This window comes from Enterococcus sp. GC34 (assembly GCF_040886645.1).
Taxonomy (GTDB): Bacteria; Bacillota; Bacilli; order Lactobacillales; family Enterococcaceae; genus Enterococcus; species Enterococcus faecalis.
In genome coordinates this window covers 36,163-55,991 of the sequence record NZ_JBFOEF010000001.1, presented here as the reverse complement: position 1 = coordinate 55,991, position 19,829 = coordinate 36,163, and the positions used below count along the sequence as shown (strand labels likewise).

At 38.1% G+C, this 19,829-nt stretch carries 16 protein-coding genes and 3 tRNA genes; 4 read left to right on the top strand and 15 right to left on the bottom strand.

Annotated features, from left to right (window positions below; all coding sequences use genetic code 11):
* Nucleotides 1-87: 87 nt before the first annotated feature.
* Nucleotides 88-4,335: a 2-hydroxyacyl-CoA dehydratase gene (locus AB3I72_RS00285; protein ID WP_025186299.1), complete on the bottom strand. Its 4,248-nt coding sequence runs from the start codon at nt 4,333-4,335 to the stop codon at nt 88-90.
* 175 nt (nt 4,336-4,510) lie between these two features.
* Here AB3I72_RS00285 and AB3I72_RS00280 point away from each other — a divergent pair, with 175 nt between their 5' ends.
* Nucleotides 4,511-5,122: a TetR/AcrR family transcriptional regulator gene (locus tag AB3I72_RS00280; RefSeq protein WP_181035472.1), complete on the top strand. Its 612-nt coding sequence runs from the start codon at nt 4,511-4,513 to the stop codon at nt 5,120-5,122.
* A 55-nt stretch (nt 5,123-5,177) separates the two neighbouring features.
* Here the strand turns inward: AB3I72_RS00280 and AB3I72_RS00275 are convergent, their stop codons facing one another.
* The 8 genes from AB3I72_RS00275 to AB3I72_RS00240 form a co-directional block, all read right to left on the bottom strand.
* The gene (locus AB3I72_RS00275; protein WP_002357804.1) at nt 5,178-5,357 is read right to left on the bottom strand and encodes a hypothetical protein; all 180 of its coding nucleotides are present in this window, start codon (nt 5,355-5,357) and stop codon (nt 5,178-5,180) included.
* 154 nt (nt 5,358-5,511) lie between these two features.
* Nucleotides 5,512-5,583 (bottom strand) — tRNA-Gln (locus AB3I72_RS00270).
* Nucleotides 5,584-5,592: 9 nt separating this feature from the next.
* A tRNA-Tyr gene (locus AB3I72_RS00265) sits at nt 5,593-5,673 on the bottom strand.
* Nucleotides 5,674-5,769: 96 nt separating this feature from the next.
* The gene (locus tag AB3I72_RS00260; protein ID WP_002357806.1) at nt 5,770-6,003 is read right to left on the bottom strand and encodes a DUF2969 domain-containing protein; all 234 of its coding nucleotides are present in this window, start codon (nt 6,001-6,003) and stop codon (nt 5,770-5,772) included.
* Between the two features lie 144 nt (nt 6,004-6,147).
* The gene (locus AB3I72_RS00255; protein WP_002357808.1) at nt 6,148-7,617 is read right to left on the bottom strand and encodes a flotillin family protein; all 1,470 of its coding nucleotides are present in this window, start codon (nt 7,615-7,617) and stop codon (nt 6,148-6,150) included.
* Between the two features lie 16 nt (nt 7,618-7,633).
* On the bottom strand, nt 7,634-8,167 hold the full coding sequence (locus AB3I72_RS00250) for a hypothetical protein (protein WP_002369505.1): 534 nt from the start codon (nt 8,165-8,167) through the stop codon (nt 7,634-7,636).
* 182 nt (nt 8,168-8,349) lie between these two features.
* Nucleotides 8,350-10,986: an FtsX-like permease family protein gene (locus tag AB3I72_RS00245; RefSeq protein WP_368023387.1), complete on the bottom strand. Its 2,637-nt coding sequence runs from the start codon at nt 10,984-10,986 to the stop codon at nt 8,350-8,352.
* Nucleotides 10,987-10,995: 9 nt separating this feature from the next.
* Entirely contained in the window at nt 10,996-11,697 is a 702-nt protein-coding gene (locus AB3I72_RS00240) for an ABC transporter ATP-binding protein (RefSeq protein ID WP_002363831.1), read from the bottom strand.
* Between the two features lie 160 nt (nt 11,698-11,857).
* Here AB3I72_RS00240 and AB3I72_RS00235 point away from each other — a divergent pair, with 160 nt between their 5' ends.
* Nucleotides 11,858-12,517, top strand: coding sequence for a DNA/RNA non-specific endonuclease (locus tag AB3I72_RS00235; RefSeq protein ID WP_002363828.1), 660 nt, complete (start codon nt 11,858-11,860; stop codon nt 12,515-12,517).
* 13 nt (nt 12,518-12,530) lie between these two features.
* On the top strand, nt 12,531-12,917 hold the full coding sequence (locus AB3I72_RS00230) for a hypothetical protein (protein WP_002419803.1): 387 nt from the start codon (nt 12,531-12,533) through the stop codon (nt 12,915-12,917).
* Nucleotides 12,918-12,959: 42 nt separating this feature from the next.
* Here AB3I72_RS00230 and nagA read toward each other — a convergent pair whose 3' ends face one another.
* Entirely contained in the window at nt 12,960-14,108 is a 1,149-nt protein-coding gene (gene nagA / locus AB3I72_RS00225; protein WP_002357814.1) for an N-acetylglucosamine-6-phosphate deacetylase, read from the bottom strand.
* Between the two features lie 100 nt (nt 14,109-14,208).
* Complete coding sequence (locus AB3I72_RS00220) at nt 14,209-15,036, bottom strand: helix-turn-helix domain-containing protein (protein ID WP_002381942.1); 828 nt, start codon at nt 15,034-15,036, stop codon at nt 14,209-14,211.
* A 177-nt stretch (nt 15,037-15,213) separates the two neighbouring features.
* Between AB3I72_RS00220 and AB3I72_RS00215 the strand changes: the two genes are divergently transcribed.
* Complete coding sequence (locus tag AB3I72_RS00215) at nt 15,214-15,390, top strand: hypothetical protein (protein WP_002357816.1); 177 nt, start codon at nt 15,214-15,216, stop codon at nt 15,388-15,390.
* Between the two features lie 65 nt (nt 15,391-15,455).
* On the opposite strand, the gene AB3I72_RS00210 is transcribed toward AB3I72_RS00215, so the two are convergent.
* From AB3I72_RS00210 to AB3I72_RS00195, 4 genes are all read right to left on the bottom strand, one after another.
* Nucleotides 15,456-16,673, bottom strand: a complete 1,218-nt coding sequence (locus AB3I72_RS00210; protein WP_002357817.1) for a pyridoxal phosphate-dependent aminotransferase — start codon at nt 16,671-16,673, stop codon at nt 15,456-15,458.
* 246 nt (nt 16,674-16,919) lie between these two features.
* A tRNA-Leu gene (locus AB3I72_RS00205) sits at nt 16,920-17,003 on the bottom strand.
* Between the two features lie 68 nt (nt 17,004-17,071).
* Nucleotides 17,072-17,533: a SprT family protein gene (locus AB3I72_RS00200; RefSeq protein WP_002365561.1), complete on the bottom strand. Its 462-nt coding sequence runs from the start codon at nt 17,531-17,533 to the stop codon at nt 17,072-17,074.
* Nucleotides 17,534-17,559: 26 nt separating this feature from the next.
* Nucleotides 17,560-19,752, bottom strand: a complete 2,193-nt coding sequence (locus tag AB3I72_RS00195) for a Tex family protein (protein ID WP_368023386.1) — start codon at nt 19,750-19,752, stop codon at nt 17,560-17,562.
* Nucleotides 19,753-19,829 lie beyond the last annotated feature (77 nt).

Below are 19,829 nucleotides of genomic sequence, written 5' to 3'. Positions count from 1 at the left end.
CATGCTTTCTTTTTATAACAAAAACATTTGGCTTAGTCAGTAAAAAGTGACCAAGTCAAATGTTTTCAAACGAATTGCTATTAGTTATTATCTTTTTACATTTTCTTCTTTCAACAACTTGTTCGCTGTGGCCATCATCAAACGGATTCGGTTCAACTGATTGACCAAAGATACCCCTGGATCATAATCCACCGCCGCAATGTTTGCTTGCGGATATTGACGTCGTAGCTCTTTCACGACCCCTTTTCCAACAATATGGTTTGGTAAACATCCAAACGGCTGCATACAAACGATGTTATTCACCTCATGTTTTAAGAGCTCAATCATTTCAGCTGTTAAAAACCAACCTTCACCCGTATGATTGCCAATTGATAAAATTTTACTTGCGTCTGCTGCCATATCATAAATGGAATGAATGCCATCAAAACGGACCGATTTTCTCAATGCCTTATCCATTGGTTTTTCTACCAATTCAATGATTTTTATCGCAAATTCTGCTAAACGTTTGCTTTGTTTTGACATGCCCATATTTTCGTATTTCCAAATTTGATTGTACAAAGAATAGTTCATAAAGCCAACAATATCTGGCACAACTGCTTCAGCACCTTCTTCTTCTAGCAAACGCACGATATCATTATTCGCTGTCGGCGAATATTTCACTAAAATTTCCCCGACCACACCGACTTTTGGTTTTTTTATCTCTTGTAAAGGAATTTCATCAAACGTCCGAATAATTTTTTTCATGAAGTGATTAAATTGTGTCAGCGAACCATTCCGGACATTGGCTTCCACTCTTTTTAGCCAATCTTGGTGCAGTTGATCCACCATTCCTTTTTCTGTTTCATAAGGTCTTGTTCGATAAACTACTCGTTCGAATAAGTCACCATATAAAAAGGCAACTACTAAGCGCTTGATCATTGGCAACGTAAATTTAAATCCTGGATTGGATTCGACTCCTTTATTGCCCATCGAAACTGAAACTACAGGAACTTGAGAAAAACCAGCATCATTTAAGGCTTTTCGTAATAATGGAATGTAATTCGTTGCGCGACAACCGCCCCCTGTTTGCGTCATTAAGACACTGACATTATCCAAATCATATTGACCACTTTCCAAAGCTTCAACTAGTTGTCCGATGGAAATAATTGCTGGGTAACACGCATCATTATTGACATATTTTAACCCGACATTCACAGCTTCTTTGTCTTGCGCAGGCAAACAGACGACATGATAGCCAGAAGCTTGTAATGCTACATCGACTAATCCAGATTGATGAATCGGGCTAAGCATTGGTAACAGTAAAGTATGTGTTTTTTTCATTTGTTTTGTAAACACAATTTTCTCTGGCTCTTCCATTTGCATATGCGGAACAAACTGTTGCTTCTCCCGCTCATTGACAGCCGCCTTCAAGGAGCGCAACCGAATACGAATTGCGCCCAAATTCGCGCCTTCATCGATTTTGAGGACTGTATAAATTTTGCCAGACCGATCCATGATTTCTTCTACTTGATCGGTTGTCACAGCATCTAAGCCGCAACCAAAGGAATTCAGTTGGACAAGTTCTAAATTTTTCGTCTTAGCCACTACTTTAGCCGCCGCATATAAGCGAGAATGATAGACCCATTGATTCACCACACGTAAATTCTGCACGTCTCCAAGATGCGAGATACTGTCTTCTGTCAAGACATGGAATCCTTCCTGTGTAATGACTTCGGCAATGCCGTGATTAATTTCTGGATCCAAGTGATACGGTCGTCCCGATAAGACAATTCCTCTCTGGCCTTTTTCAGTTAACATGGCTAACGTTTCTTCGCCTTTTTCTTGAATTTCTTTTTTAAAGGCTGCTAATTCTTGATAACCATGATGCAGCGCTGTTTGAATTTCTTCTAAGGAAATCCCTAAATCAGCAAAATTTTCAGCTAAAACTTTGGCAACTGCTGCTTCATTCGCTAAATTAAGATAGGGATTTCGATAATCCACTTGGCCCTCTCTGATGGCATCCACATTATTTCGAATGACATCTGGGTAGCTTTGCACAATTGGACAATTAAAATGATTATCCGCTTCCACTGTTTCTTGCTGTTCAAAAACGACACCAGGATAAAAGATAATTGGCACTTGCGCATCAATTAATGCTTGAATATGTCCATGCGCCATTTTCGCTGGGTAACAAACCGTATCACTGGGAATCGTTTCAAGGCCTTGTTCATAGATTTGTTTATTAGAACGTGGCGATAATTCGACCCGAAAGCCCAAGTCAGTAAAAAATGTATGCCACAAAGGATAATTTTCATACATGTTTAGGACTCTAGGGATACCCAAGCGCCCACGAAACGCTTTATTTTCCCGCAAAGGTCGGTACTTAAATAACTTGCGGTACTTATAATCAACCAAATTCACTTTGCGTTCTTCTCGTTTAATTTTAATTCGCGCACCACGTTCACAGCGATTTCCCGTAATAAATTGGCGCCCATCTGAAAACACTGTGACCGTTAATTGACAATTGTTTTCACACAAGCCGCAATGAGTAAATTCCTTTTCAGAGGTAAATGCCGCTAACTCTTCTAAAGAAAGAAGCGTGGTTTCTTCCCCAATTTCATAAGCGTCCAAAGCAATCAGCGCTGCCCCATAGGCCCCCATCAAACCAGCAATAGATGGACGAACCACTTCACGACCGCTAATTTTTTCAAAAGCTCTCAAGACCGCTTCATTGTAAAATGTTCCTCCCTGGCAGACAATCTTTTCTCCCAACTCTTCAGGTCGGCGAACCTTAATTACTTTATAAATGGCATTTTTGATGACTGAATAAGATAGTCCAGCAGAAATATCGCCGACAGAGGCCCCTTCTTTTTGAACCTGTTTCACTTTTGAGTTCATAAAAACAGTACACCGAGAACCTAAATCAACCGGCGCTTGCGATTCTAAAGCGGCCAAAGCAAAATCCTTCACATTATATTTTAAAGATTGCGCAAAGGTTTCGATAAAAGAACCGCACCCAGAAGAACAAGCTTCATTTAATTGTATCGAGGAAAGCACGCCATTTTTAATGGTCATCGCTTTCATATCTTGTCCTCCGATATCCAAAATAAAATCCACACCGGGCTGAAAATGGTTGGCTGCTTTGTAATGGGCCATCGTTTCAACTTCACCAATATCGACTTTTAACGCATTTTTTATTAGCTGTTCTCCATATCCTGTAACAGCCGCTTTTCCGATAAAAACTTCTTCAGGCAGTTGTTGATAAAGTGATTTCAGTACTGTCATGGTGGTTTCTAAAGGTTGCCCTTGGTTATTACCATAAAAAGAAAACAACAAATGACCATCTTCATCAATCAATGTGACTTTTGTCGTTGTGGAGCCTGCATCAATCCCTAAAAAGGTCACGCCAGTATGTTGAGATAAAGGTTTCTCCGTTGCTTGGGCTTGCGCGTGTCTTTCTCGAAAATCTGCTAAATCTTCTGCGCTGTTAAATAACGGTGGTAACGTGTCGCTCGGCTGTAAATCAGTAGCCTGGCTGTTCACTAAGCGCTGAATTAATTCTTCCAATGTACATTCGGCTGCATCTTCTGAATAAAGTGCTGCTCCCATTGCTACAAACAGTTGCGGTTGTTCTGGAAAAATAACATCTTCTGGCTGAATTGCTAAGGTTTCAACAAACCGTTTTCTCAATTCTGACATGAAAAATAAAGGTCCCCCTAAAAACGCTACTTTACCTTTAATTTTGCGACCAGCAGCTAACCCGGCGATTGTTTGATTAACTACCGCTTGAAAAATACTCGCCGCGATATCTTCTTTCGCTGCTCCTTCATTGATTAAAGGTTGAACATCTGTTTTGGCAAAAACCCCACAGCGGGAAGCAATCGGATAAATAGTTTGATAATTCTTCGCCAATTCATTCACTCCATTGGCATCCGTTTTAAGTAAAACAGCCATTTGATCGATGAAGGCGCCTGTCCCACCTGCACAACTACCATTCATTCGTTGCTCTAAAGCACCATCAAAAAAAGTGATTTTTGCATCTTCTCCGCCAAGTTCAATAGCAACATCCGTTTCTGGGATTATTGTTTCAACAGTTCGTGTACACGCGATAACCTCTTGAACAAAGGGAATCCCTAATACCTCAGCCAGCCCCATACCACCAGAGCCAGTTATGCTCATTGTCACAGGTTGGTCTGCACCAATCCTTGCTAGCCCTTCTTTTAAAATGCGTTCCGTTGCTGCTTTGACATCTGAAAAATGGCGTTCATATTTTGTAAAAATAGGCTGATTTTGCTTATTTAAAAATACTAATTTTACTGTCGTTGACCCAACATCAATCCCTGCTCTCATAACCATCAATTAAAATACCCCTTCATTTTTCAACAGTTTGTTGATTATTATACAAACTGTTTGTTATAATAGATATACCTATTTTAGAAAGGTTCTAAATGATTTGCAACAAGCAATTTACCCTATTTTGTGAGATAAACAACAAAGTTTCCGTAAATGTTGACTATCTCGAAAGGAATTTATGATGGCAAAGAAAACAGACCTTAGAGTACAACGAACCAGAAAAATGATTATTGAAGCTTTTTTTAAACTTGTAGAAACGAAAGGCTACGAAGCGGTGACGATTCAGGATATTGCTGATGAAGCTATGATTAATCGTGCGACTTTTTATGCTCATTTTAAAGACAAACAGCATTTATATGATGCAATCTTCACCTTTACGCTTAGTGCTTTCACCGCTATTCTTGATTCGCAACAACTGGTTAATGGCAACCGTGTCCGCGTGAAGCACATTGAAGAACTTCTGACGCAGCTCTACATTAACATTCAAGAGAACAAATCCTTCTTCTTAACTATCATGGACAATAATTTCAACGAACACTTTCGAAAACGCTTAGCTGAAATTATCGAAGAAAAATATGCGACGATTTTTTCCCAGTTGCGCATTACCGAAAATGATATTGATGTACCGATAGATTTTGTTATTGAATACATGACCTCTATCTTCATCGGTACCCTTCATTGGTGGATGACTAGCGAGACGGATATGACACCCAACCATTTAGCCCAATTAGTTATCAAATTAGTTGGTAATGGACATTTAACTGTCTTAGGCATCGAATTAGAAAAATAAAAACACCGGAGTAGACAATAATGTTGTCTGCTCCGGTGTTTCTGTTAAAGACGAGTTAGTTTTTTGAACGCCATTTAATATTGTGGGCCGTATTTCTTGAAGAAGTGACTTTAACACCACTTTTGATGTTGCCTTTTTTACGAGGAATTAAGTCAACTTTGACATCATACTTACCATCGCGTGCTAAATCGTAAACATTTTCAACCATTTCTGTAATTTTTTCTTTAAAGTTCATTCTTATCAACTCCAGACTATTCTTTCTTAATACTTTAGCATATTCTTATATAAATGAAAACTTTTCTAGCCTGTACATGAGGAAAATCTTACCTCATTTTTGTTATATAATTATACAAAAAAAGAACATCTCTCTACCAGAAATGTTCTGAAAACTGGGGTAGCTGGATTCGAACCAACGCATGACGGAGTCAAAGTCCGTTGCCTTACCGCTTGGCTATACCCCAAAAAGAAAATGGAGGAAAGTGGATTCGAACCACTGAACCCTAAGGAACGGATTTACAGTCCGTCGCGTTTAGCCACTTCGCTATTCCTCCAAAAAGTCATTGTCGCTGTAACGACCTGACTTAGTTATAATACAATCTTTTCCAGAAAAAAGCAACCCTTTTTTTAAAAAAATTGTTATTTATTTTTTATTCACTTAAATTCCATTGACGAATAATTGTTTCAAAGGCTTCGTCCAGATTTTTTGCTGTACCTTCTTGCTTGCCATCAATTTCAATGATGAATTTTTTATCATTTTGCGGAATGACACGACCGATTTCTTTTTTACCAATAAATAATTTGTTCATTAAAACGTTCGCTCCATTGTATTGGGCTTTTTCTTCTTCGACACGTACTTCAATATCTTTATTCTTTTTTGACATCTCTATCCCTCCAAGAACTCTATGTTATCAGAATCTTTGAAACAAAACAAGCACTCGCTATTTCTCTGTCAGATTGCTCGTTTATCGTTTCAATGCAGCATTAAGGAGTAACGAAATGATTCGCTACTCCTCAAAGACTGATTTCTATTCTTTTTCTGAACCTTCTGTTGCATGATAGTTCACGCTATTTGAGGTACCTTTTTTAGAAAAGTTTTCAATTAGCTCTTTCACGTCGAGGCCCGTTGTTTCTTTTAGTGTTTCTTGTGTACCAGCCAACAAATTTGTTGCATAGTTGGTAATACGGTTGGCGCCAGAATTTTCGCCACCTGCGCCTGTATCTACCACTGAAATCTTGTCGATGTTGCCCAATGGTTGTGCTGCTTCTTTCATTAATTGTGGCAACATTTCCATCACCATACTTAACACAGCTGCTTCACCATATTCTTTGAAGGCATCAGCAATCTTTTGTTTGGCTTCGGCTTCCGCTGCACCACGAGCTAAAATAGCTTCGGCTTGCGCTTGACCTGTTAAACGCGTTTTGTTGGCTTCCGCTTCGGCTAATGCTTCAACTTTGAAGCGTTCTGCTTCGGCTTCTGCCACTTCACGTGCTTTTTGAGCAAGAGCTTCTTGTTCACGTGCATAACGATCTGCATCGGCTTTTTTCTTCACTTCTGAGTCGTATTGTTTTTCACGACGCGTAATTTCTTTTTCTTCTAACTCAATTTGTTTTTGACGTTCAACGACTTTGACTTCCATTTCTTGTTCCACCACGTGTTGTTGTGCACGCGCGCTTTCCAAGTTATAGGCTTGGTCTGCTTTGGCTTTGGCAATGTCTTGTTCTTGTTTGTATAACGCTAATTTCAATTCTTTTTCTTTTGAAGCTTCTGCAATTTCTGTTTGACGTTGCAATTCCGCTTGTTGTGATTCTTTTTCAGCTTCCGCTTTTTTGATACGAGTTTCTTTCAAGGCTTCTGCTTCAGCAATATCTGCATCACGTTTAACTTGAGCGATTCTTGGTTTCCCTAATGAATCCAAGTATCCATTTTTATCACGAACTTCTTTAATTGTGAACGACACAATAACTAAGCCCATTTTAGCTAAGTCAACACTGGCAACTTCTTGTACACTTTGGCTAAATTTATCACGATTTTGGTAAATTTCTTCCACTGTCATTGAACCTAAAATCGAACGTAAATGTCCTTCTAATACTTCACGTGCTTCATTTTCTAATTCTTCTGTTGTTTTTCCTAAAAATTGTTCCGCTGCTGTCGCAATTTCTTCAACTGACGAACCAATTTTAATGATTGATGTCCCATCACACATCACAGGAACCCCTTGTTCTGTGTACACTTCTGGTGTAGAAACATCTAATTTACTTGAAAGCAAACTAATTCGATTTGAGCGTTGGAACACTGGTAAGACAAACGCACCACCGCCACGAACGATTTTAATTTTGTTGCCACCTTCGTCTACATGAACATTTTTAGAGCCTAGATAGCTCCCGCTGATAATTAACGCTTCATCAGGTTTGGCTGTCTGATATTTAGAAACAAACACAATTAATAACATTAATAATACTAAAACTGCAATAATAATCGGTAACAAAATCCCCATTTTCTTCTCTCCTAATCTATATTTTTAGACTGCCTTCGTAAGGAATGACATAACAAACCCGTTCTTTCAATTCAATAATCAATACCTCACTACCTCTTGGCGCAGCCACTTCTTGTGGCACATAAAATGCTGCTGGTCGACTTAACGAACCTGTGACACTCTTCAATTGAATCTCGCCCATTCCCTGGACAGGAATTGGGGTAATCACAGTAGCAACACGCCCCTCCATGTCTTTTTCCGAAATAGAAATTGTGGCCTCCGAATTTTTCAAAGGGACCAACACATAAAAATTTAGGAAGAAAACAATAATGGTTGAAAGAATACCACTGACAATTAAAATAAGCCAACTATTCACCGCTGTTAATTCTTCCCCAAGGTACCCAAACAGCGAGGTAAAAGCAATCCATGGAATAATCAGCATTGGGTCCACCGGTCCATCAAAATTAAAAACATCCCCAAAAATAATTAGTAAAAAAGCGAGGACCGCGCTCCCCACTAATGCATAAAAATAAACCGTTTCCAATGGTAGACCTTCTAACACTTTTCCCACACTCCTTTCTGTGCTATAACCTAGTAATAGTGTACCAATTTTTAAATAAAAAGAGTAGTAATTTCCAAATAAATCTCAAAAGATACATCTTAAGACCTATTTTTTCTTAATAAAAGAAGCAGCAATAAACGAGCAGTCCTAGAATTATCGAACTTCTACGGACTCCTCGTTTTTAAAATGTGCTATTCATTTGATTTTAACGCTTCAATCATATTGATTTTCTTCAATTTCCGATGCATAATGACCATCACAAACAACGTGAAACACATGGTGATGACTGCGGAATACAGATAACTTGGCCAATGAATAATTGGCGAAAACATAATTAAATCAACTTCAACGGTTGCTAAAATATACTGATGCAAAATTTTCCCAAAGAAGCAACCAACAACAATACCGATAAACGTTAAAATAATGTTTTCTCGGTAGACATAGGTGGTGACTTCACGATCGTAAAACCCTAAAACCTTAATCGTGGAAAGTTCTCGAATCCGTTCAGAAACATTAATGTTGGTTAAATTGTATAACACAATTAACGCTAAAGAACCAGAAACAGCAATTAGTACCCAAATGACAATATCAAGGCTTTTCAGCATATCATCAAACGAACCTTTCATCGCAGTTAAAAACGTAATGTTCAACACTTTCGGCTGTTTTGTCAACGCCTCTCCGATTGAGGTTTCTTGTTTTGAGGATAACTTTTTGTCAAAAAGTAGGAATTCTGTATTATACTCCGGCTTCTGTTTCATCATCGTCTGGTAGAGTTTCGGCGTCATATAGACAAAATGACCCGTGTAGTTTTCTGCAATCGCGGCAATTTTCACGTGATAGGTTTGATTATCACTATTTTCTAAATTTAATTGATCTCCGACTTTATAGCCGAATAATTTAGCTAATTTTTCATTAATGATTACACCGTCATCGTTGAGGGAATATTTTTCTCCAGTGACTCGATCATTAAATAACTGAAAATCAGCCATTTTCGAAGGATCTTGTGGCACATAAAGAGTAATATTTTGAGTTGGTGCGCCTTGGCCCTTCGTTTTAAAGATTTCTGAATATAATGGAATTGTTTTATTCAAACCATCCAGTTTGCGCAACGTTTCTTGATACTCTTTTGTCTCTTCAGGTGTTGTTTGCTCTTTAAAAGTCACGACTGCTTGGTAATGCCAGATTTTATTAAATTGAATTGTAGCGACATCCACAATTGAATCGCGTAAACCAAAACCAACAATTAACAGCCCCATACAACCAGCTATTCCGATAACGGTCATCAGCATCCGTCGTTTATAGCGGAACAGATTTCTAGCGGTCACTTTTTGAATAAAGCTCATGCGTTGCCATAAAGGGCGGATTCGTTCTAGTAAAATCCGTTGGCCTGCTTTCGGCGCTTTGGGTCTTAGCAAGGTAGCTGGGGTACTTAATAAATCGATTCTTAATGTCACTAAGGCCGCTCCCACAGTACAAGCTAAGGCTACAATGATGCCCCATAAACTGTAATTTAAGTACCACGGTGTAACTAAATCAGGAATATTGTACATTTGACCGTAGGCATCAAAAATTATTTTAGGGAATAGATAATAGCCAACTGCCAATCCTAATAATGCACCTGTTAGGCTAGCAACCGTTGCATAGGTAATAAAAATCGAAGCAATTTCACGATTACGATAACCTAAAGCTTTCAAACTACCAATTTCCATTCTTTTTTCTTCCACCATACGTGTCATGGTAGTTAAGCTGACTAATGCCGCAATTAGGAAAAAGAACAACGGGAATAGCGTGGCTAAAGAAGAAATCCGATCAGCGTTATCTTGATATTCAGAAAATCCTGGATTGTCTTCCCTGGTAAAATAATAATACGTTGGGGCTTTCAAATTGGCTAGCTCTGTTTCTTTTTCAGCCAACAGTTGTTCCTGTTTAGCCAATTCGTCTTTTTGCTTTTCAAGCATCTCAGCTGGAATTCCTGGTTGTTGCTCCAACTGCGCAAGCGCTTGTTTTCCCGTTTCCAGCGCTTGCCGACCTTGGTTAATGTCCGGCTGAGCCGAATCACGCAGAGCCGCAACCTGTTCTTCTGGCCGATTTTTCAGTGCCTCTTTTACCTGATTTAAGGCCTGCTCTCTTTTCTTTTCATAATCAGAGGAATACGTATTTTGATGTTTTAATGAACGAAATGAGATTAGCAATTCTGGATACCGTTGACTGTCAAAGGCTTTTTCCGAGACCACGCCAAAAAAGTTTAACGTTCCAGACCCGACCGTTGTGGTTCCCCTGGATGTATTATCAATATATTCTGGTGAATTGATAAATCCAACAACAGTAAAATGAGTTTGTGTCAGCCCTTTTTCTTTAATCGCTGCATCGTTTAAAGTGATTTTATCACCCATTTTATAGTCATATCTAGTTTTCGCTAATGTATCTAATGCAATTTCATTTGTTTGTTTAGGTAACCGACCGTCAACTACTTGATAGTTAAGCGATCCTGCTTGATTTTTTCGATAACCAAACAATTTTACTGCATTATTTTGCGGCCCAATCGTGGCATCTATTGTATACCGCGGCACAACTGTTTCGACATCTTTTAAAGACTGTAGTGTTGTTAAATCTTTCTTTTCCAGTCCCATTGTAGAAATTATTCGCGCATCTGGAAGCTGCTCTTTCTGGTAATAATTATTCGCGGTTTTAATCATATCTGGTCCAGTAGCTTTCAAACCAACAAAGACCATTACACCAAGGAAAATAATCCCCATAATCGATAAAAACCGTGTAGTAGATTGTCTAATTTCACGTAAGCTTGTTTTAATTAGCGCTGTTTTCTTCATTTTAGGCACCTACCATTCAATTTCAGCAACCAATTTAGGCTGATCATTCACAGTCATTTCGCGAACTTTTGCATCATTAATTCGAATTACCCGATCGGCCATTTCTGCAATGGCTGAATTGTGGGTAATAATTAAGACGGTCGTTCCAGTTTCACGAGCAGTGTTTTGCAAAATGGTTAAAATTTGTTTCCCTGTTTCATAATCCAGCGCTCCTGTCGGTTCATCACATAAAAGTAACTTTGGCTTTTTAGCAATCGCACGGGCGATGGTTACTCGTTGTTGTTCACCACCAGAAAGTTGCGCTGGAAAATTATCTAAACGTTCCCCTAAACCCACCGATTGTAAAACATTGGTCGAATCCAACGCATCCGCAACGATTTGCGAAGCCAATTCGACATTTTCTTTTGCCGTTAAATTTGGGACTAAATTGTAAAATTGGAAAACAAACCCGACATCATTGCGTCGATAAGTGGTTAATTGTTTCTCTGAAAACTGAGCGATATCTGTGCCATCAATAATAATTTCCCCTTCATCACAGCTGTCCATTCCACCAAGAATATTTAAAACAGTTGATTTTCCAGCACCGCTGGGGCCTAAAATAACCGCTACTTCTCCTTTTTCCACTTCAAAAGAAATGCCGTCATTCGCAGTAATAGTTGTCTCTCCCATTTGGTAACGCTTGTATTCATTTTTGACTTCAATATAGGCCATCCACTATCCCTTCCCTTCTACATTAAAATAGTAACATATCTGAGAAAACAAGTCTTTCAAAGAAAAGCCTTTTTTGATTTTTTAGCAAATTTACGTATAATAGAAAAGATGGTCCACTTAAATTTGGACTATTGCAAGTATAAAATTAGAGGAGCACGTTATGGCAAACAGAAAGAAGAAACCACCATTTAATTCAACCATCATGCTGATTGGCGCATTAATCATTTTAATTTTAGGCGCGGTTGGCGTTAAAGTTCCTGATGCTTTACAAGATTTATTTAATGTTCAACCACAAACAACCACCCCCTCAAGCACACCAGCACCAAAAGGAGATAATCCTGGACCCATTGAAAATGGTAAAGCCACATTTTCAGCAGAGGAATTAAAGGATAGCTCAAACGGCTGGATTACTTATCATTCACTAGATCGTCTAAAACGAGCGACAGGCGCTGATGCGCTATTAAAACCCGCCATGGTCAATACAGGCACTTCCGCTAATAAAGATATTCGACCAGCTGGTTTCATTTCAGGAAAAGCTAATCATTCGCGTGGCCACCTAATCGGCCGTCAAATGGGAGGCAGTGGTGATGATCCACGTAACTTAACCACCTTGTATCAGAATCCTGTCAACACTCCTTATATGACGAAATATGAAAATCAGATTCGGGCAGCTCTTGATCGCGGCGAAACCGTTCGCTATCGCGTGACACCTGTATATAACGGAAACGATTTGTTGGCTGAAAAAATCATCTTAGAAGCCAAAAGCCTTAAAACAAATTCACCCATTGATTTTTCAGTAACTATTTTAAACAAACAATAAGGAGGAACTTTCATTGGATTTTGAACAGCTAAAAGAAACATTACCCGATGCAAAACCACAAACATTTTTGCAAGCAATCCTCTCTCAACCTCAAGAAGAGGATGCTGAATTAACCTTCAGTGAAGAAATTGATGAACAGTTTGTCGAAAATTGTAAATTTTTAGCCTCTCCAGAAACCATTTCTGAAACAGATGTGGAACATTGGCGCGAACAAGACTTTTTAGTTGTCGCCCAAAGTTTAGATGGCGATTATCTAGCAGGCACTCTAGAGCAAACCTTTGTGATTCCTAGCTCCCTTTACAAAGAGGATATTGAGCAATTTGACAAGCAATTAATCGATTTTTTTATTGCCTACGAGAACAAAGAAATCACTTCTGCGATTTTACCAAAAGAATTATAAAAAAAGCTTGCGGATAAATTTCCGCAAGCTTTTTCTTGTGTCTTATGCTCGATAACGTTCTACGCCATCTAAATAAGTGGCTGCTAATTCCATGGTTGGTTCTAATACGATAAAGTCAGCATCGCGACCATTTGCAATCATGCCGCATTGATCATCAATTTTACAGCTAATCGCAGGAACTAATGAAGCCATCATAATTGCTTGTGCAGGTGTTGCAATACCCCAATCAACTACATTTTTAATTGCTTCTTTTAGTTTTAAAATACTACCTGCTAAGTTCCCAGTATCCAAACGAGCCGTTCCTTCTGCTACCACAACAGGAAATTCACCTAAATTGTAGTTGCCATCTGGCATACCGCCAGCCATCATGCAGTCTGTAATTAACGCAACGTGATCATGGCCCGCTTTTTCCATCAATACTTCAGCCGCTTGCGGATGTACATGGTGTCCATCACAAATTAATTCAGAGAAAACGTGTTGTAACGTTAACAATGCACCAACCATCCCTGGTTCACGGTGATTTAAGCCACGCATCCCATTATATGCATGAACAAAAACGCTAGCGCCTGCTTCAACTGCCACATCAGCTTCTTCTAAGGTCGCATTACTATGGCCTAAAGCAACAACGACACCTTCATCTGTAACGGTTTCAACAAATTCTTTCACCCCATTACGTTCTGGTGCCAACGCAATTTTCTTAATAATTCCGCCTGAAGCTTCTTGCCATTCGTGGAATGTATCAAGGTCTGGATCTCCAAAATAACTTGGATTTTGTGCGCCTTTATGTTCTTCAGTAAAGAAAGGTCCTTCAAAGTAAATCCCTTGAATTTTTGCACCAGGTACTTCTTGGTAGACTTGACCAATCGTACGTGCAACGTCTGTTAAACGTTCTTTACTTGACGTTAACGTTGTTGGTAAAAATGAAGTTACACCACAAGATAATAAGCCTTCAGACATCACTTTAATGCCTTCTGCATCGTTATCCATTACGTCATGATTCATGTAACCATGAATATGAGTATCCACTAAACCTGGGGCAATCCATTTGCCTTCCTCACGAATAATTTTTACGTCCCCTTGCGGTTCATCTTTTGTATAATTACCAAAGATACCATCCGTGATTTCTAAATAACCAGGTCCTTTAACATCGCTTTTTAAAAAGAACTTGTCTGCAAAGATAAATGTTTTCATCTTCATCCTTCTTTCTTTATTTTACTTACTTCAAAAGTACTCTTAATCAGTACAAAAGTCAAGAAATGGTGTAGACCTTTTAAGCAATTCTGAGGATTTTTTAAAGATTGCCACTTTCCACATTTTTCATTTGTTGTGCTAAGTTTAAATAACGTTCTGCTTCTTCGTGTTTATTCTTTCTCATTAAAACTAAATATTTTAGATTTAATAATTCACTTAAATAATAATAACTATTTTTTTTGCGGGCCCAAGTAATTCCTTGATCCACATAAATTTCGGCATCTTTTTCTGTATAATTTTTAAATAAGAAATCAGCATAATTAAAAAATATTTTCGTTAACTCTGCATTACTGCGTTCATTTGGCAATTGATTAAAATAATGAATACTCAAACTTAAAAATCGCTCTGCTTCTACTCGATTGCCCATGTAACCATAAGTGGCACCTAGACAACTAATTAATTGAATCTCTAAATCAGAAACATTTAACTTATCGGCTTTATAGGTGAAAGATAACCCTTTACGCAAGCTAGCAATAGCTTTTTCATAATCATTTAGAACAAACAATTCACAACTACCTAAATAATAATAATATTTTTGCCAGTCCGTATCTAAATACAATTGTTCTTCAATACGATTTTCCTTTAAATAATTTAATAATAATTGATATTTTTTATGGCGAAAATATTCAGCCATTTTTTCAAATGAATACGTAACAACGTGCACATCACCAGATTTATAACGCATAATCTGGTCAACAGTCACACCTAAACGATCACAAAGTTGTTGCATTACGAGGACGTTTGGCAACTCTTCATTGTTTTCAATGCGACTTAAAACACTTTGCGAACAGATGTCTTCTGATAACATTTTCTGTGTCAATTTTCTATTTTTTCTAATTTCTTTAATAACTGCACCTAAAGAATTCATCACAATAGCTCCTATTTATATCGGCCATTTTCCTTGCAAAATGGGGATTTTGTCAAAATATGCGAATTCGCATTATGCTTTTATTGTACTTTATTGCATAATATACTGCAAGAACATTATCTAAGGTTTTCTTAGAAAATAAATAGGTTCATTTTTATTAAAAAGGAGTGTTATTGTATGGCCGAAGAGAAAAAGGTTCACTTCATTTGGGAAAAAACAAATTATTCAGGCTTTGTGGAGAAGGAGTATGAAAATTCTTATCTCATCGTAGTAGCAAATCCTAGTCCTGATATGGAAGAAAAATATACCAACCGAATGATTATTAGTAAAAAAGCATGTGAAACTGCAGAATAGTATTGTTGATAAAACAAGAACTACAAAAAAATAGCTTCGTTAGAGGCTATTTTTTTGTAGTTCTTTTATTTTTGTTTGTAGGTACTTAAAAATTCACGCATTTTATCTGCCGTAGTTTTTAAGTCTTCCATCTTCGGTAAATAAACAATACGGAAGTGATCGGGTTGTTGCCAGTTGAACCCACCACCATGGACTAATAAAATATGATGTTTGTGTAAGAAATCTAAAACAAATTTTTCATCATCATAAATGTCAAATTTGGCCGTATCAATTTTCGGGAAAATATAGAAAGCTGCTTTAGGCTTCACGGCTGATAAACCAGGAATATCATTTATTGCATTGTAAATAAATTCTCGTTGTTCGTAAATTCTGCCACCTGGCAAAAGTAAATCATCGACACTTTGATAGCCACCTAATGCGGTTTGAATGATTTGTTGTGACAACACATTTGAGCATAACCGCATGGAAGCAAGCATATTTAGCCCTTCGATATACCCTTTTACTCGTGATTTATCTCCACTTAACACCATCCAACCGCATCGGAAGCCTGCCACTCGATGTGATTTTGACAAACCATTCAATGTTACAACAAATAAATCAGGTGCTAATGTAGCAATCGGTACATGAACCAAACCGTCCATGACCAAACGATCATAAATTTCATCGGAGTAAATAATTAAATCATTTTGACGTGCCACTTCGACAATTTCTAGTAATAACTCTTTCGGATATAAAGCACCAGTCGGATTATTTGGATTTATAATAACGATTGCTTTTGTATTCGAAGTTATTTTTGATTTTATATCATCAATGTCTGGATACCATTCTGCTTGCTCATCACAAATATAATGAACAGGTGTACCGCCCGCCAAAGAAACAGAAGCAGTCCATAAAGGATAGTCTGGCATTGGCACAAGTACTTCATCGCCGTTATTTAACAAGCCTTGCATACACATGGTAATTAGTTCACTCACGCCATTACCAGTGTAAATATCATTAATCGTTACATTAGGAAATTTTTTTAATTGGCAATATTGTTCAATCGCTTTTCTTGCAGAAAAAATACCTTTTGAATCGGAATAACCTTCTGAATCGCGAACATTCACAATCATGTCGCGCACAATTTCATTTGGGGCATCAAAACCAAATGGCGCTGGATTCCCTGTATTTAATTTCAAAATACGTATGCCCTCTTCTTGCATGCGTTCTGCTTCTTCTAAAACAGGACCACGGACATCGTAACTTACGTTATTTAATTTATCGGATTTTTTAAAATTTCTCACACGGACTCCCTCGCTTCACAAATTTATACTCTAAAGTTACGCCAACTATAATGAAAAAGCAATAATAAATATCAGAATTTAATAAAAAATTGATGGTTTTTCCGTAATAAACAAGAGCGTGGGACAAAAATCACTTTGGATTTTTGCTCCACGCTCAAAAACTGATAAACGGCGGGAACAGAAGCAACTCCTTCTTATTTCTCGGAGTTAAACACTTCTGTCCCGACCTCTTGTTATACTAGTCGATGCAGATGATGGGACTCGAACCCACACGGACATCTGTCCACATGACCCTCAATCATGCTTGTCTGCCAATTCCAACACATCTGCATTTTAAGAGCACTTATTTATCCTAAAATAATTACTGGTCTTTGTCAAGATAACAAAGACCAGAATCGTTAGATTTGTTCTTTTTTCGCTTGCCAGGACAAACGCCCATGACATTTTCCGCAGACATATCGTGTCGTATCAATTCGTCGTTTTCTGAGGATCACTTCTCCACAAGACTGACATTGGTACTGATGGAAAACTGCTTTTTTCCGTTCTACCAGAGGCGGTGCGTAACGGGCACCGCCAGTCTTAGCCAATAACTCTTTAAAGTCCTTATCTTTATGCTGATAGCCTTTGCCAGCTAAATGTAAATGATAGTGACATAACTCATGCTTAATGACTTTTTCCAGTTCCTCTTGTCCATACTTTAAAAAGACAGTTGGATTAAAATCCAGATGATGCGAAGCTAAATGATAGCGACCGCCCGTAGTTTTTAACCGCCGATTAAATGTAGCTTGATGCAGAAAAGGTTTCTGAAAAAATACGATTGAAATTTTTTCCACTAGCGTTTGAAGCGCTTGATCTGTCATCAAGACTGGTTGAGACTCTTTCATTGTTACTCTTTTCTATCAGCACGAGGCAACATGGTTAAACTAATACGCCCCTTTTTCAAGTCAACATCTTCTACCCAAACGGTGACTACATCACCCACCGCAACAATATCCGTTGGGTGCTTAACAAATTTAGGACTTAACTTAGAAATGTGGACTAAGCCATCTTGCTTCACACCAATATCGACAAACGCACCAAAGTCAATTACGTTTCGAACAGTCCCTTGCATTTCCATTCCTGGTTTCAAATCTTCCATCGTCAACACGTCTTTACGTAAAAGTGGCGCTGACATCTCATCGCGCATATCACGACCTGGTTGGATTAAACTAGCAATAATATCTGTGAGTGTTTCTGAACCTACTTCTAACTCAGTAGCTAATTGATTCACTGGTAACTGTTTCAATTTTTCGATAGCTTCTGCTGTCCCTAATTCTTTAGAAGCAATCTCTGCTTTTTCTAAAATTGCTTGTGCTACTGGATAACTTTCTGGGTGAATGCCAGTGTTATCTAACACATTTTTGCCATTAGGAATTCGTAAAAAGCCAATTGCTTGTTCAAATGCTTTTGGTCCTAAACGAGGTACTTTTTTGACTTGATTTCGTGCTGTGAAGACACCATTTTCATCACGATAAGTGACTAAGTTTTGCGCCGTTGTTTTATTTAAGCCAGAAATATGTTGTAAAAGTTGAGCACTCGCTGTATTCACATCAACACCAACTTGGTTTACTGCAGTTTCCACAACAAAATCCAATTGCTCGGCAAGACGTTTTTGTGATACGTCATGCTGATATTGACCGACCCCGACTGCTTTGGGATCAATTTTTACTAATTCTGCCAACGGATCTTGTAAACGACGTGCAATGCTGACCGCACTTCGTTCTTCGACTTGTAAATCAGGAAACTCTTTACGAGCCACTTCACTCGCAGAGTAAACGGAAGCCCCTGCTTCATTAACAATCACGTAAAAGACGTCACGCTTCACCGCTTTTAATTGCTCTGCCACAAACAATTCAGATTCACGACTTGCCGTTCCGTTTCCAATAGCTACCATGTCCACTTGATAGTCTTCAATGATTTTTTTAAAGGCTGGACCAGCGGCTTCACGTTTCGCAGCAGTCGCTGGTTTATGTGGATAAATCACTTGAATTGCTAAAACTTTACCCGTTTCATCGACAACTGCTAATTTACAACCTGTCCGATAAGCCGGGTCAAATCCTAGAACAACTTTTCCTTTAAGTGGTGACTGTAATAATAAATTACGTAAATTTTCACCGAAAATTGCAATCGCTTGTTCATCAGCTTTTTCTGTTAATTCATTGCGAATCTCCCGTTCAATCGCTGGTCCAATGAATCGTTTATAGCTATCTAAATAAGCAGCCTCAATGTATGGAGCAGCTAAACTTGTTGCTTGTTTGTCGATTAGTTGACGTTGGAAATAATCATTAATTTTTATTTCATCAGCGACAAGGGAAACCTTTAAAATGTCTTCTTTTTCACCACGATTCGTTGCTAAGACACGGTGCGGCACCATTTTGCTAACTGGTTCTGCAAAATCGTAATACATTTCATAGGTCCGCTTTTCGTCTTTTTCTTCATCCTTAACTACGCTAACGTATTGCGCATGTTTAACCATATAATCACGTAACCATGTTCGGTATTTTGGTTCATCGCTAATACGTTCTGCTAAAATTTCATGAGCACCTTGCAAGGCTATCTCGGCGGTTGCAACTTCTTTTTCTTCATTAATAAAAGTAGCCGCTTTGGCTAAGATATCCGCGTTTTCAGGTAAAGAGAGCAACCAATCTGCTAATGGTTCCAACCCTTTTTCTTTCGCGATAGTCGCTTTGGTCCGACGTTTTTGTTTATATGGTCGATACAAATCTTCCACTTGTTGCATTTTTACTGCTTTTTGAATATCTGTTTTGAGTTCTTTTGTTAGTTTTCCTTGCTCTTCAATTAATCGGAGAACTTCTTCTTTCCGCTTTTTCAAGTTTTGTAAATAATGATAACGTTCTTCTATTTCACGGATTTGGACTTCATCTAAACTTCCAGTCATTTCTTTCCGGTAACGGGCAATAAAAGGAACTGTATTTCCTTCATTTAATAAAGTTAAAACCGTTGTTATTTGTTTTGAACGATACGTTGTCAATTCTTTTTGAAGTAGCGCTACTACTTCTTCGTTATAAGCTTCTGCCATTAACTAGATACCTCTTTTCTTATGCATACTTATCTATTTTAGCATATTTTTGCTTCTAAATATAGAAGTGAGGTAAC

Excerpts from the sequence above, each read along its gene's own strand:
- AB3I72_RS00275 (WP_002357804.1), bottom strand. The coding sequence starts at position 5,357 with ATGAACTTTAAAGAAAAAATTACAGAAATGGTTGAAAATGTTTACGAT.
- AB3I72_RS00200 (WP_002365561.1), bottom strand. The coding sequence starts at position 17,533 with ATGACAGATCAAGCGCTTCAAACGCTAGTGGAAAAAATTTCAATCGTA.
- AB3I72_RS00260 (WP_002357806.1), bottom strand. The coding sequence starts at position 6,003 with ATGTCAAAAAAGAATAAAGATATTGAAGTACGTGTCGAAGAAGAAAAA.
- AB3I72_RS00280 (WP_181035472.1), top strand. The coding sequence starts at position 4,511 with ATGATGGCAAAGAAAACAGACCTTAGAGTACAACGAACCAGAAAAATG.
- AB3I72_RS00285 (WP_025186299.1), bottom strand. The coding sequence starts at position 4,335 with ATGGTTATGAGAGCAGGGATTGATGTTGGGTCAACGACAGTAAAATTA.
- AB3I72_RS00220 (WP_002381942.1), bottom strand. The coding sequence starts at position 15,036 with ATGAATTCTTTAGGTGCAGTTATTAAAGAAATTAGAAAAAATAGAAAA.
- nagA (WP_002357814.1), bottom strand. The coding sequence starts at position 14,108 with ATGAAAACATTTATCTTTGCAGACAAGTTCTTTTTAAAAAGCGATGTT.
- AB3I72_RS00215 (WP_002357816.1), top strand. The coding sequence starts at position 15,214 with ATGGCCGAAGAGAAAAAGGTTCACTTCATTTGGGAAAAAACAAATTAT.
- AB3I72_RS00245 (WP_368023387.1), bottom strand. The coding sequence starts at position 10,986 with ATGAAGAAAACAGCGCTAATTAAAACAAGCTTACGTGAAATTAGACAA.
- AB3I72_RS00255 (WP_002357808.1), bottom strand. The coding sequence starts at position 7,617 with ATGGGGATTTTGTTACCGATTATTATTGCAGTTTTAGTATTATTAATG.
- AB3I72_RS00240 (WP_002363831.1), bottom strand. The coding sequence starts at position 11,697 with ATGGCCTATATTGAAGTCAAAAATGAATACAAGCGTTACCAAATGGGA.
- AB3I72_RS00235 (WP_002363828.1), top strand. The coding sequence starts at position 11,858 with ATGGCAAACAGAAAGAAGAAACCACCATTTAATTCAACCATCATGCTG.
- AB3I72_RS00195 (WP_368023386.1), bottom strand. The coding sequence starts at position 19,752 with ATGGCAGAAGCTTATAACGAAGAAGTAGTAGCGCTACTTCAAAAAGAA.